General features: G+C 38.2%; 6 protein-coding genes and 1 pseudogene. All 7 read right to left on the bottom strand.

The window, feature by feature from the left end:
• Positions 1 to 39: 39 nt before the first annotated feature.
• A complete protein-coding gene (locus tag RT723_RS01415; RefSeq protein WP_315945591.1) occupies positions 40 to 1,482 on the bottom strand; it encodes a HupA family protein in 1,443 nt (480 codons plus the stop codon).
• Between the two features lie 68 nt (positions 1,483 to 1,550).
• Positions 1,551 to 3,650 carry an Ig-like domain-containing protein gene (locus tag RT723_RS01410; RefSeq protein WP_315945590.1) on the bottom strand — a complete coding sequence of 700 codons (2,100 nt, stop codon included), beginning with the start codon at positions 3,648 to 3,650 and terminating at the stop codon, positions 1,551 to 1,553.
• Positions 3,651 to 3,782, bottom strand: a pseudogene (locus RT723_RS18050) (Ig-like domain-containing protein); the annotation flags it as partial. It lies immediately after the preceding gene.
• Positions 3,766 to 9,309 carry a beta strand repeat-containing protein gene (locus RT723_RS01405; RefSeq protein ID WP_315945589.1) on the bottom strand — a complete coding sequence of 1,848 codons (5,544 nt, stop codon included), beginning with the start codon at positions 9,307 to 9,309 and terminating at the stop codon, positions 3,766 to 3,768. The gene RT723_RS01405 and the pseudogene RT723_RS18050, both read right to left, overlap by 17 nt.
• Entirely contained in the window at positions 9,293 to 12,511 is a 3,219-nt protein-coding gene (locus RT723_RS01400) for a hypothetical protein (protein WP_315945588.1), read from the bottom strand. Before RT723_RS01400 ends, RT723_RS01405 begins: the two co-directional genes overlap by 17 nt.
• Positions 12,512 to 12,568: 57 nt before the next feature.
• Positions 12,569 to 13,990 carry a tetratricopeptide repeat protein gene (locus RT723_RS01395; RefSeq protein ID WP_315945587.1) on the bottom strand — a complete coding sequence of 474 codons (1,422 nt, stop codon included), beginning with the start codon at positions 13,988 to 13,990 and terminating at the stop codon, positions 12,569 to 12,571.
• Between the two features lie 20 nt (positions 13,991 to 14,010).
• Positions 14,011 to 15,333: a TAXI family TRAP transporter solute-binding subunit gene (locus RT723_RS01390; RefSeq protein ID WP_315945586.1), complete on the bottom strand. Its 1,323-nt coding sequence runs from the start codon at positions 15,331 to 15,333 to the stop codon at positions 14,011 to 14,013.
• Positions 15,334 to 15,348: the final 15 nt, after the last annotated feature.

The following is a 15,348-nucleotide window of genomic DNA, read 5'->3' as shown; positions in this document are numbered from 1 at the left end:
TAGTGTATGAAATAAAGGATATTACACTTAATATGCGATTTATCGTTTGGCTCTAAATCGACCAAGTGCACCATTAAAACCATCGATATCATTACCAAGTACCCAAACGCCACCCATTTCTTCTGCGTTGGGCCCAAAAAAACTACCATTAAAACCGCCTTGTTGCTGGCTGTCAGTGGTAAAATTAAGCTCAAAGTTTTCAGGCCCACTTATCAAAGTTGAAGGTATAACGCCATTAATCGCGCTTTGGTCGGTATTCAGTGTGAAGTTACCTTCTATTTGTGTATTGCTGTTGCCAGAGAAATTAACATCTAAACTAATGTCACCACTAACTACACCTGATCCATCCATTAGTTGCCCTTGCATTTCACCATTAAACGTCGCTGTTAAACTATCAGGTAATACTTCTGATATATCTAAATTTTCAGGGCCGTGTGCATTATTCAACGCCGTTAAATACTCTGATTGACTTGCTACTGTGTAGGTAGGTTCTAAGCCATCCCAATCAACAATTTGATCCAAAGAATAATCAGATAAGCTTGAATATACTGAGGTAGTATTGTTCTCTCTAATTGAAGCTAAAAGAAAAACTAACTCTTGTGACGGTAAAGGAAGATCATACAACTCTATGGCTTCGACAGGATTAACGGTATCTGCATCTAAGTCACTACTAATATAGATAGGCATAACAATTGAATTTAATATTTTAGGAACTTGTTGTTCGCTATAAATACTTTTATTTACGTCATCCTCCAATTGAGCAGGTGAAAAATCAATGGCGTTAACTTTACTTATCACCGCTTTCATTACTTCAGGCTTATTTAAAGCTTGAACAAGTGATATGTTTGCTTCCTTAAAAATATTTAGTTGTTCTTTTAAGTAATCTGGCAGTAATGCAACAACGCTAGGATGACTTAATATCTGGGCAAAGGTTCTTGGGTTATTTTCATACGATTTGAGTAAGTTAAATACTACTTTTTGTTGATCATCTTTTATCAATAACGCTTCATTGGCCAATAAACCATTGGTTAACTCTTTGTCATCAACCGCATATTTAGTTAAATAAGCTTGTTCAACTTCTATTTCAACTTGCTGATATCTAACTTGCGCTGTATACAATTTTAATTTTAACCTATTAAGGTCATATTCATTATTAGCGATATCTTGCTGGTGGCTTTGCACATCAAGTTGGCGATATAAATTAAAAATTTGATTAGGATTATATTTATTAGATATTAATTTTTGATACTCATTAAATTTCTGAAATTCCTCAGTATGAGCGCCCTCTTTAACTAATAAAACCGCTGTTAGAGTTTTTATGTCTCTTTGTAACTGGATATACTCATCTATTAAGTTTGGCCTAACATCTAATAATTTATCCATTTTTGAAATGGCGTTTAAATCAAGACTAGAGATAGGTTCTCCCAATGTGCCTTCTGCCTGCATAGAAAGATCATCTGAAGCCATACCCTTTAGAGACATGAATAGAGCTATTATTGTTATGAATTTAAAACCAAATTGTAAATAAACTCTCATACCGTTAGTTTCCATTAAGGTGTTGTTCCTATCGTACCACTTGTTATTGTTAACGCTTCATAAGTCGCGGTTATCGTCACATCTCCGGTTGCAATCCGAGTTGCTAAGCCTTTTGTTTCTGAAGCATTACTTATTGTTACTTTTGTTGGATCTGAACTTGTCCATACCACACGCGATGTGAAATCTGTGTTGTCAATTCCTGTGAACACGCCTTCGGCTGTGAACTGATGAGTTTCGTCTACTGCTATGTCGGTATCTGCAGATAACGTTAAAGAAGAAACACTCACGTTTGACCTCGTTACAGCTGAAGTATCCGTAATGGCATCCAAAGTTGCAGTTAACGTTATATCTGTAATATCACCACTTATCGATGTTAACTGCCCTTTTGAACCTGCAGCATTACTAATATGAGTAGAGGCATTTGTGTCGATACTCCAAGTCACTAAATCAGTTACATCTTCAGAAAGTGAATCGCCCGCTTCACCGCCGGTGTAGGTTGCGGTCGCGGTAAATTGTTGTATTGCATTGTCGCCTAAATCAGCAGTAGCGGGTGTTACATCAATAGACTGTAGCGTTCGAGTTGAAGTATTTAACGTTAAACTCCCAGTTTTTAAGCCTGTATTAGTAAATAAGCTCGCGGTTATCGTTTGTACATTTGCATCGAATGTAATGGGTGTTACTAAACCTTTATATCCTGTTGCATTGTTAATTAAAACATTAGAAGTCCCTGACCAAAATACTTGTTCTGTAATGTTTTGTTTATGGCCATTAGCGTAATTTGCAAATGCATACATTTGGTAACTTAATCGTTGAATTGAATTATCATCACTAATATCTGTTAGTGATTTTTCCAGCGTGATACTCGAAATTGATGAAACCACTTCTACACTGGCAGTCCCAGTAATAGCAGTTAGTGTGGCGGTATAAACTGCTGATCCAATAGCACCTGTACTACCTCCATTTGTTAGTACTGCCGTATCATCGCTTGTCCAAACTACGGTATCAGTAATATCAACTACAAAAAATTCTGCGCCAGCATTATAACTATAAATACCATAAGCTTTAAAATCTTGGGTTAATTCTGTGTGTACTTGAACGTCGTTTGGATATACTTCAATGGACACTAATGTGGCATCTTTAATATCGAGTGTGGTGGTTGCCGTTTCAGAATCAAACGTTGCTGTTATAACATTATCGTCTACATAATCAGTATCTTCCGCAATCGTTACCGTGCCGTTAGTAACCGTACTACTGTCGTCATCGGTGGTCCATACATTTCCAGTGTCACTGGTGATATCAACGACCGTATTGTCATTATATATCGCAACGGCATGTAGCTGAACTTTTGTATTGTCAGCAACAACTTTAAGTGGCGTTGATGTTTCTATACGGCTAATTGCATATGAATTATCATTTTTAAATGTGACTGATAAGGTTTTTGAGCCTAGCGTTGCGTGCGTAGCCGTTATGGTTGCAGTGGCATCAGAATTAAATGGTGTTTCCGTTGTAATTAATACTGAGCCACTATTCGTACTTAAAGTGTCAGTGTCTGATGCAACAAATATAATATCGGCGTTATCACTCGCCCAATCTAAATCATCTGTTAATGCTTGTGTTGTTTTGTCTGAAAATATCTCAACAGGATCTATGGTTATTGTAGAGCCTTCCGCTGCTATGGTTGAAGTTTGCGCATATATATCAAAATCTACCACCGCAGCTGCAATTACAGTAATACTTGCACTTTGACTTAGCGGGTCAGGAGAACTTGCATAAACACCATTTTCAGCATCTGGAGTAACAGCAGAATGTAAGGCCGTTACTGTCGTAGTTCCTTCCGTTAAACTTGTAACAACCCCACTACTATTAACGGTTGCAACACTGGTATCTGAACTTGTCCAAGTCAAGTTACTGCTATCGTATTCCGACGGCACACTTGCATCACCAGTAGTACTAAATGTAGGTACTATTGTCAGTGTTTCGCCAAGTAAAACATTTTCAGTGGTTGGAGATATCGACATTTCTACTAATGGATAATCTACCGTAAAGTCAATGGTTGCAGTTAGAGGTGAACTGGCCACCGCATAGGTTCCATTTGCTGAATCTTCTGCAACCACATCGTGTATTGCTGTAATGGTAACAGAGCCTGGTGATAGCGCTGAAACAATGCCTGTACTTGCGCCTACCGTCGCAATTGTATCATCCGAACTAGACCATGTTAATTGTGTAGAATCATATCCGTCTGATATCCGTTATACTGTCAGACGTAGTCGTAAACGTTGGTGTGATAGTAATTGTATCTTCAACTAAGATATCTGTTTCAGATGAAGATAAAGCAAGTTCGACTTTAGGGTAAGCAACGGTAACCGTTATGCTAGTAGAGACGCCATCTACATCGGTAGCTGTTATTATTGAGTCACCAATACTTGCAGCTGAATCGACAGAAATTAAACCATGAGCTGACGCGGTTCCACTGCTTATATGTGAAACATCAACTTCACCGACATTATTAGTTGACCATGTCAATGTAGAACTTAAGGTTTCAGCATCAACTGAGCTACCATTGGTTAATGTGCCGGTAGCCACAACTTCTAATGTATTACCTTGGATTATAGAGACATCCCCAGAATTTAATTGAATAGAAGCAAGCACAGCGTCAATAATCGTTAATTCGATTGAATCAATGACGGTTTCAACAGAACCATCATAGGTAGGTGTTGATACTGCAATGTATAATTTTTCATCAGCAATTGCCGTATTAGGAATGGTGACCAACCCACCAGGCGTGCTAACCGAACCGTGTATAGAGTCCACGACTTCTTCCCAAATGACGGTTGCAGAAGTGGACGTGTCGCCATTTGAATAAGTAGTTAAGGTTCCTAGTTGTAAAGACCCACCAATAGCTACATTATCTGTGGGTTTCGAAACACTATTAACGGTAATTTCAATTTTTTCAACCAGTGGTGCAATCGCGGTAACCACAACAGATTGTTCAATAGCTGGATTAGAGGAACCTGTTGACTCTAACGCAGAGACCGTGATCGTCGCGGTATCATTTTCGTTAGCGTTTGAAACGATCGTAACCACACCGCTGTCGCTCACCGTCGCCACACTTTCATCATCACTTGACCATGTTAACGTGGTTGGTAGCCCACTGGCGCCATCTGTTAACGTACCTGTAGGAATAAAAGTTAATGATTTTCCTTTTCTAATATCAGAATCGCCAGGTGATAATGATATGGATTCCAATAACGGCGCTCCTACGGTTACAAAAATCGAATCAGACACAATATTACTTGATCCCGGATAGGCAACACTTTGTGCTTTTATTTCTACCTTAGTTAGCACGCTTGCTGTGTCTTCAACTGTGATAATGCCGTTAACATCAACACTCACATTATTCGGTGAACTACTGCTCCAAGTTAGTGTGGGTTCAGATGTTGGATCTGAATCTGACATTGTAATTGTGGTGTTTAACGTTTGCGTTTTACCCCGTGCGAGCGTTAAATCATTTTCTGTGATTTCAATACTTTCAACTTCAGCATGACCAACGGTTAATGTAACTGATTGAGGTATTGTGGTTGAAGAGTTTAATACTGCTTCATCAGCGATTACTGAAATGACGACAGATTGGCCAATATCAGCATCATCTAATATAGTTACATTGCCATTAACATCAACAGTCGCTAAGGTTTCATCATCACTCGACCAAATAGGATTAAGAGCCGCAATTGAACCGGTTGAACTGTCAGAAAAACTACCCGTTGCCGTTAACGTTATCAATTTCCCACGAGGCACAGTGCTGTTACCAGGGCTTAGTGAAATACTATCTAGCGCGGCAGCAGTAACTGTTATCGTTATAGAATCCGTAATATCTGTACTTGATCCTGGCAATTCCGGCGCACTTAACGTAATGGTTGCTGTTTGGCCAACAGTGGCACTATTCGGTATTTGAACCACACCACTACTATCAACTGTCGCAATAATTGAATTTGAACTGCTCCAAGTTAATGTTGGTATCGAAGTAATGTTTCCATCTGACATCAGTACTGATTTAGTTAAAGTTAAACTCCGCCCTTTTCTAACATCACTGTCCGTTGTCAAAATATCTAAAGTTTCAACTAAAGGAGTGCCAACGGTTAGATTAATAGTCTTAACGATATCGGTATTTACTATGCCACCATTTGGTGCCGTTGCCGTTATTATCACTTGCTGACCAATCACGGCATCATCTTTAATAGTAACTACGCCAGTACCGCTCACAACGGTTGCTTTAGTTGTATCGCTTGATGTCCATACAACTGAGCTAGGTACAGCTGTTGTTGCATCTGTATACGTTCCGCTCGCTGATACCGTTGCTGATGTCCCTCTTGGTATCGTCGTATTATCAGTCGATAAAGTCATGCTTGATAACAATGGATCGATGACCGTTAATGTAATACTTTGAGTAACAACATCAGTGTTTGTGGCCGATTTATTTGCTGTGGCGGTTATCATTACGGTTTCATTTTTAGCGGCACCATTGACTATGGTTACTTTACCATTTGCATCTACGGTTGCTTTACTTGCATCGCTGGATGTCCATGTAATGGTAGTAGCTATATCATTTGTTGAGTCTGATTGCGTACCTGTTGGTGTGATAGTTGTTGAAGTGCCACGCGGTACTTCATTATTAGTAACATCTGAAGCCGCTAACGCCATAGAAGTTAACAGTGGTTGACCTACCGTTAAGGTAATAGTCTTAACGATATCAGAATTTACTACCGCGCCATTTGGTGCCGTTGCCGTTATTGTCACTTGTTGACCAATCACTGCGTCGTTTTTGATCGTGACTTCACCAGAGGTACTATCCACTGTCACTATAGAAGTATCGCTTGATGTCCATACTACTGAGTCAGGCACTTTTGTGGTTGCATCTGTATACGTTCCACTGGCAGATACTGTTGCCGTTGTCCCTCTTGGTATCGTCGTATTATCAGTCGATAAAGTCATGCTTGATAACAATGGATCGATGACCGTTAATGTAATACTTTGAGTAATAACATCCGTGTTTGTGGCCGATTTATTTGCTGTGGCGGTTATCATTACGGTTTCATTTTTAGCGGCACCATTGACTATGGTTACTTTACCATTTGCATCTACGGTTGCTATGGACGCATCGCTAGTAGTCCATGTAATAGCTGTTGCTATATCATTTGTTAAGTCTGATTGCGTGCCCGTTGGCGTAATCGTTGTTGAAGTGCCACGTGGTACTTCATTATTTGTAACATCTGAAGCTGCTAACGCCATTGATGTTAACAGTGGTTGCCCTACCGTTAAGGTAATAGTCTTAACGATATCAGAATTTACTACCGCGCCATTTGGTGCCGTTGCCGTTATTGTCACTTGTTGACCAATCACTGCGTCGTTTTTGATCGTGACTTCACCAGAGGTACTATCCACTGTCGCTATAAAAGTATCGCTTGATGTCCATACTACTGAGTCAGGCACTTTTGTGGTTGCATCTGTATACGTTCCACTGGCAGATACTGTTGCCGTTGTCCCTCGTGGTACTGTTGTGTTATCCGTCGTTAAGGTCATACTTGATAATAATGGTGAAACAACTTTTAACGTAATTGACTGACTTATATTGTTAGCAGACCCCAATATTTCTGACGCTGTGGCTGAAATCACAATGTTCTGATTCAAGGTTGCATTATTTCTTATAAAAACTTCACCTGAACTGCTAACTGTAGAAATTGTTGGCTCATTGGTATTCCAGGTAATAGTGGTAGAGATGCCTGATGTTCCATCAGATTGGGTGCCTGTAGGTACAATGGATACTTTAGTTCCTCTGGGTATATCAACCTGATTGCTTGTTAAGCTGATAGAAGATAATAAAGGTTTACCAATGGTTAAGAGTATAGTTTTATTAATATAATTAGTTGAGTCAGCTAACTCTGGTGCAGTCGCTGTTATAGTAACTTGTTGACCAATTATGGTATTGGAAACAACGGTCACTAATCCGTTAGAGTCAACCGTTGCTTTAGAGGTGTCACTACTAGTCCAATTTACTGTCGTTGGTAGGCCAACCGTTTCATCAGTTAATAGTCCTGTTGCACTTATTGTTGTGCTCGACCCTCGTGGTACAGTTTGATTATCTATAGATAAAGTCAAACTGGATAATTTAGCAATTCCAATAGTAATAACGATAGATTTTTCTAAATTATCACTGCTTCCTTCTTTCAATGGAACTAGAGCCGTTAACGTAACCATTTGTCCGATAACGGCATCATTAGGAATGGTGACCAAACCACTATCGGATATAACTGCATTGGATTCAACATCACTATTCCAACTAACACCATCTGGTAACTCTGTTGATCCGTCAGTTAAAATTCCTGTTAAATTTAATTGTAAACTTGTACCTCTACTTATAGTTGTTGTTGATGCTGATATATTAAGAGATTCAACTAAAGGCAGTTCTATTGTGACCAATACAGGCTCACTGGAAATTTTATTACCGCTGTCATTAGTTAAATAAACCGAAACGTCTCCAGAACCTGGTTGCTTAGAGGTGATCAATCCAGTATTAGATATTGTAAAAATACTTTCATTTAAGTTATTCCAACTTACATCATCCGTTATATTTTTGGTACTGCCGTCTGAATATGTGCCCGTCGCGGTAAATTGTGCCGTTAACCCGTCGGCGATACTATTATCATCTACAGATAAACTAATGGAGGTTAATAATGGGTCTTTTATATCTATTTGAATAGATTTAGATGTAACACCAGCGTCAGTTGTCCAAGTCGCGGTCGCTGTCATCACTCCAGCAGCATTGGTTGTGAATGAATTAGTACTTGATTGATTAGTCATATCATCAATTGTGGCAATTGCCGAAACCTGCCACGTTAATCCATTTGAAAAAGTAACTTGTTTGTTGTTACTAGTCACACCATAAGCGTTTAAAGTTAACTTTTGACCGGCATAAACATCACCACCAGCATGCTCAATAACAAGATGATCTAATGTTTCTATCGATACAAATGTTTGTTTTATGATGGCTTTATCATCAAAGTCAGGATGTGAAGCGTTAACTGTTACAGAGCCTAATCTTTCTGCACTAAATACACCTGTGTTAGTTATATTACCGGCTTTGTCTTGAGCTGATTCATTAGAGCGTCCCGTTGTCCAAGTTACTGCGTTGGTTAAATCAACAATACTATTATCAGAATAAATACCTTTAGCTGTGAACTGTTGTTGCATACCTAGTATAAAAACGGGGGTTGCAGGAGTGATATCAATGAACTTTAATAATGGGCCAATAACCGTAAATGGGTAATCCACATATATCGTTTTTGTTTCACCTAATTCAACCACATCAATTTCTACATGCAAGGTTGCATCGCCTAGCCCTACGGGTGTTATGACACCTACTGAGCTAATGTAGGCAACATTTGTATTATCAATAGACCAATCGACACTGCCGTTTATCGTTGCCGTAGTACCATCAGAATATAAGCCAGTAGCCGTAAGCAAATCTGTGTTACCTTTTAAAAATAGAGGCGTATTTTGAGGTATTTCAGTAAACCTAGGTGTTGTTGGGTGGATACTAATACTTCTTAAAATTGCAGGTTCTACTGTAACTTGGGTTTCAGAGGTTAACTCCTCTTGTCCTGTCGGTGTGTAGCTAGCCGTAATATAAACAGACCCAGCTGATATTCCTTGAAGTATATTGCTGCTAGCTTGATTAAACTCCGCAACGTTTATATTTTGGCTACTCCAAGTCGCCAACTCTGTCAGATTCTATTGTTTCATCATTACTGGTAAACCCTGTAGCTGTAAATACTAAAGTATCTCCACTTGTAATGGTTTGTATCGTTGGACTAACTTCAATAAATTCTAATACGGCTGCACCAATAACAAAATCAGCCGTTGTTATTAATGTTTGCCCAAAAGTCGTATTTTGAAGATTTACTGTAACCTTGTTTTCTGTTTCAGTAAGTGCGGTCACCAAACCTTTAAATGTCGATGCATTTTCAACACTAATGAATGCTTGATCGCTTACATCAGGAATAGACCAGGTGCTATTTTCGTCTTCAGTGATCTCAACTTCTGATAAATCACTATAAACAGCGAAAGCTTTTAGGTTTAATTGAGCCCCATCCGCCAGTTTCCATGGAGCACTCGAAGTATCAGGAGTTATTTTAATAAATTCAACTATGGCATCAACACGGTTAAGAACCAAACTTCCTTTAAAGGAATTACCAGATACTGTCTCTGTTGCGGTTATTAATAAAGCAGCGGGATCCCCCTTTTCCATTGTCACTAAACCCGTTTCTTTTACGATTGTGCCAACTTCTAGGTTATTTGATGACCAGACTGCCGCGTTATCCTCTGTGATCTTTTTATAAGATCCATCTGAATATGTTCCCCATATTTCAAGTTGGACACTTTTACCTGCCGGAACATTTAAACCAAAACTTAAAGCTGCAGGGGATAGATTAATATTTTCAAGTACCGCGTCTCCAATGGTAAACGAAAATATTGAACTAATATCTTCTTGTTTATCATTGGTAAGAAGTGCCGATATGGTTAATGCAGTATCTTCTAGAGTTGGTTTAAACGTATTCGCTTGTCCTCCATCTTCACCAGTTTCAATAATAGTTAAAAATGAAGGAGAACTAGAAAGCCAAGTAACTTGCTCAGTTATCTCTTTTGTCGAATTATCACTGTAGGTACCAATAGCACTAAACAATACATTTTGCCCACTTGCTACCGACACGACATCGAGTTCACCAACGCCATTTTTATCTGAATCTAATTGAGCCGAAATACTCATGGACGTTAACAACGCAGGTGCAACCGTGAAATTTAAACTGGTGGTTTTGGTTTTATTTTCATCGTAAATGTCTAAGTAACTCGCATTAATGGTGACATCACCGGCATTAACCATTTCCAATGTATTTTTCTTGATACTAGATAAAACAACTTTATCTTTACTTGCATCGTCTATGCTCCAAGTTACTACATCGGTTAAATCATAAGTTAAGTCGGTTGAAAACGTCCCCATCACTTTAAGTGGTTGGCTGTAACCTTTATACAAACCATTATTTTCTGGTAGTTCGATCGCGAAAGAGACTAATTTAGCGGGTGTAACGGTAACAATTACGTCGTGTGAGAAATTGGTATCATCGATAAAAATTGATGCAGTTGTGGTTAGTACTCCCAGTTTGGATACATCTTTGGTCGCAATTAATATTCCAGAACTTGAGTTTAATGTCGCTAATTCGTTTTCTGTTGCTGTCCAAGTAACGCCTGACAGTATTTGCTCTGTGCCATCACTTAACATTCCTTTTAATTGAAAATTTACCTGTACGCCTTGAGGTACCGATACTTGTCCATCAACAATGTTGGCGTTATCTGAAATTGTTAATACATCAACAACAATTGCAGATCGTAAAGTAACCTCTGTAGGTTCACTGACAATAAGTTGCTCACGATCGTTAATAAATTGTGCTGTTATTGACGTTACGCCGGTATCAGTGACACTTAAAGTTGAACGTTTGTCTTGGTTAAAACTCGCAAGATTTGAGGAACTAGAACTCCAAGTTACCGTGTCTGAAATATCTTTTGTGGTGTTATCATCATAATGACCAATGGCCTGCCAGTTAACTTGTAAACCCACAGCAAAGGTGTCGGATTGTGCGGAAATATCTATTTTAGTCAACACAGGTTTTATGACCGTTAAGACTCTTTCAGTAACAACTTGTTCGTCCAGACGATTAGGTAATGATAAGGTTAATGTTGTTGTGCCTTCAACAAAGGTCTCAATTAAAAATTGACCGGAATCCAACAATGCCACTGTAGCTATCGAGGTATCGCTAGAGGTGAAGACTAATGATTCATTTAAACTAATATCTACTTTATCACCAGTTGAATAGGTTGCTTCGACTGTAAACCGTTCCTGTTTTTCTATTGAAATAACCGGTGTGTCCTTAATAATCACTTGATTCTCAGGAACGATATCTATTGTTTCAATCACTTTTTCGCTAATTGTTAATTCAACAGAATTAGACAAAACTTCAGTACCATATCCATCATCAATAACTGCTGAAACCGTTACTTGCCCCATGTTACTTGTGGTTATGTTGCCTTCAGCATCAATGTTTATAATATCTTCTGGTGTGGTTATCCAGCTTACATTTGTGGTTACATTATCATTCGTTAAATCTGTAAATTGCGCGATTGCTGATAATTGTCCGGTTCGGCCTAATGGAATATTAGATTGAGCTGAAATATCTAATTTTGTGACAGCGGCTTCGGTAATGGTTAAGTTTACTGCGTTTGTTTTGACCTGCTGTAATTCATTAGTTACGCTAGCCGTCACTTTTACTAGACCAACATTTAAAGAAGATACTACTCCTTGATTTGTGATAGATGCGCGATCGTTGTTGTCAATAGACCACGATATCCCTTCAGTTATTGGCCTAATTGAACCGTCACTATAGTTACCATTTAAAACAAACGATTTATCTTGCCCTAAATATATACTTTGTGCTTTTGGCGAGATAACGACACTATTTAATAATGCGGGTGCGATCGTCAGTTCGAATGAAACTTGTCGTTTTGAATTAGTCGCGGTGATGACAACTTTACCTGGCGCTTTAGTTATGATCTGATTTTTATATGTTTTCTCCAGTGCCATTACAGCAAGATCTGAGTTATCGGTAGTCCAAACATATTCATCTAATTCAAAAGATTGGTTATTGCTTGATATATTGGCACTAACATCTTGCTCACCTGTAACTTTATCAAACACCCCTACTGAGAGTTGTTCTCCTTCACGAAATACACTTTCAGTGGATAATAATTTAATTTCATAACCACCGTCATCCAATACTTCTTCAGGATTACACGCACTGAGAAATACTACAGCTAAAGTCAGAACGACTAGCCGTGTGAATAATGTCTGTAAAATATTGGTAATGTTCATAATCTTCTATTTAAAAATCTAACTTCAGCGATATATTTGAAATTACAGTTAAGTAAGTTAATAGGTTTCAAATACCATGTTATAAATTAACTCTTCTGCATTTTCAGGCATTTCACTTACCATTTGTTGGTAATTTGACCCTACATGATAAGACAAATAAACAGTGGTATCAGGCCAATACCGAGTTACAAAAACTTCTGTGTCTTTCACTATCCAACTGTACTTAACCTTGCCAAAGTCTAATGAGCCTTCAGTTTCAATTGGTGGCCCATATTTTTCTTTCACCATATCAATCACAGTTAAAACAAAATTAGGATCATTTTGAGAAGGAAAGCGATATTCTAGAGAGGCAACATGGTCTGTTTGAAGACTATAACCAACAAACAATCTGTCAGTTCTGTTTAAAAGCCGAGAAGATTCGTAAATATCAAACCAATAATTATCTTGTTCACGTAACATATTGCCATTATTGGATTTCAATTTATTACGTAACGCGTCTCTTGTCGCTTGGGCTAATGTAGTACCAAATAAAACGAGTGAGGTATCAAAAGACTCTATTTGTTGCTGTAATATTGGTAATCGTTGTTGAGATGGGAAGTAGCCTTGGTCAGCAGCTTTACTATGCCAAAATAGAGCTTCTTGTAAATTTAGTGTGGTGCCTTTTCCTTGTTCATATAATAAAGCTAAATTATATTGTGCATCTATCACACCTTGATTTGCTGCTTCGGTATACCATTTCAATGCTAACTGATCGCTTTGTGCAACACCTCGTCCATATAAATACATCCATGCTAAATTATTCTGGGCTGCCCCATGTCCTTGAGTTGCTGCTGATGTATACCATTTAAACGCTTGTTGATCGTTAAACGTTTGAGAGCGTGATTGTTTATACACTTCCATAAGGTTAGACGATAAAGGAACTTTGCCTTGTTGATATAACAAACCATAATTAAATTGTGCGCCAGCATGACCTTGCCTAGCTGCTGATAATAACCAACGAATGGCTTGATCATAATTTTGCTCTATTTTTTGACCAGCAACATATAAATTACCAAACTCAAACTGTGCTTCAGCATAACCTTGGCTCGCACTACGCTGAATCCAAATAGTCCCTTGTTTGTAATTCACCGGCATGCCTAACCCATTTAAATACATAATGCCTATATAGTATTCTGCTCGAGCGTCTCTCTCTTTGGCTAGTGGGTACCATTCGGTTAACGCTAAGCTGTACCTTTTTTCATTATATGCAGTCATGCCTTTGTCAAAATCACCTTCAAAACCTAAGTCATACAAAGGATCTAAAGCCTGAAAATCAGGTAAAACTTTAACAAATGAGTCAGTTGGAAGTTCTACTTCAACATCCATATTTTGATCTGCTTTTGTTTCTTCATCATTGCCTAACAATGAGCTGCAACCAGATATTCCAATACTTAAAATGAAAGCTGACAACGTAAATTTAACAAGGTCTTTTGTGTTCATAATTATACGTAATTCCGTTTTTAAGCCACGTTAGTAGAGCCAGCAAGGCCCAAAGAAAGTTTCCATTGAATATCTTTTATTACATGATCACATTGTTGTAAAAAAGCGATAAATACAGGGCTGTTACTCATATTTTGTTCACAGGCTATTTGTATACCATCCTGCTTAATTTTACGTGCTTCGGCTAAACGTCTGGTTAATAACCTGTAATCTTTAGTATCGGCTTGTAACATTTCATGTTGATTTATATCTTCTAACAGTTTTTCTATGCGTTGAAATCTGTTCTTCTTATTTTCTTCTGCTTTTCTATTTTTTATATCAAACCAACGAGATAATGCGCTTAGGAATAATACGGTCAAGCATAAAATCACCCACTTATATATCCAAAGTTGAAGTAAAAATGCGTAGGCCGTTTTTTGTAATTTTGAATAAGGATTAAATACATGTAATGCCGCTTCATGCGTATCTAAACTAGGCAAAATACCACCTGTTGCATTTAACCATTCCTTAATTAACGGGAATTTTTCACTTACATCTTTATTTAACAGTGCCGTTAATAAACCTTCAACTAATAATGATGGCGCGTCTGTACGAGTTACTAATAAGGCATCCGTACTTAATATAGATAACGACTTTGTTGGCATAGGTCCCATTATAGAAGGATAAACACCAACCGGTAATGTGCTGGCGTGTAAATATGGGTATGCTGTTGCGACACCTTCTGCGGCTTCAATTTCAATAAGTTTAAAGTTTCCACTGGCCATTAATTTTTGTAAATATTCATCTTTGAAACTTGAGGTTATTATCGCCCCATCAAGGTTATCACCTTCTAAAAGCTCAAGGTGTGATACTTCTGTATTGCGCAAAGTTTTTTCTTCTACTCTATAGTGGTTTAGTAACTTAAGCGCATTTTGACGATGATCACTTTGTAAAGCACCAAGCGAGATTCGATGGCCAGCCAAGTTTGAAATTGAGTTTATCGCACTATTTTCTTTTACAATGACGTGGATATAGCTTTTTGAGATTGGAACAACCACAGACATATTCGTCATCGAACTCGCCGCTGGTGATATTATTGCGACATCCGCTTTACCTGATTGCAAAACGCCACGATTGAACGTTGAACTTCGGCTAACCACTAATTCAACTTTATAATCAGTGTATTGTTCTATCGCTAGTTTTAATTCCTTTCCTACAGAATATAAGTAACTGCCTCTTTCACCAGATGCGATTCTCATTACATTGCTGGTATTACTCTGTGAATAACCAATATAGATCACACCTAAAATAGCTGCAATCATAAGTCCCCAGTTTAAAAATGGACGCAAGTTATAGAAACTCATCCGCTACTTTCCTTC

Origin of the sequence: Psychrosphaera aquimarina (assembly GCF_032461525.1) — a bacterium.
Classification (GTDB): Bacteria; Pseudomonadota; Gammaproteobacteria; order Enterobacterales; family Alteromonadaceae; genus Psychrosphaera; species Psychrosphaera aquimarina.
This window is presented reverse-complemented; position numbering and strand designations above follow the sequence as displayed.

Bases quoted from the DNA above. Each gene is read 5' to 3' on its own strand.
- RT723_RS01415 (WP_315945591.1), bottom strand. From the start codon at position 1,482: ATGTCTCTAAAGGGTATGGCTTCAGATGATCTTTCTATGCAGGCAGAA.
- RT723_RS01400 (WP_315945588.1), bottom strand. From the start codon at position 12,511: ATGAACATTACCAATATTTTACAGACATTATTCACACGGCTAGTCGTT.
- RT723_RS01395 (WP_315945587.1), bottom strand. From the start codon at position 13,990: ATGAACACAAAAGACCTTGTTAAATTTACGTTGTCAGCTTTCATTTTA.
- RT723_RS01390 (WP_315945586.1), bottom strand. From the start codon at position 15,333: ATGAGTTTCTATAACTTGCGTCCATTTTTAAACTGGGGACTTATGATT.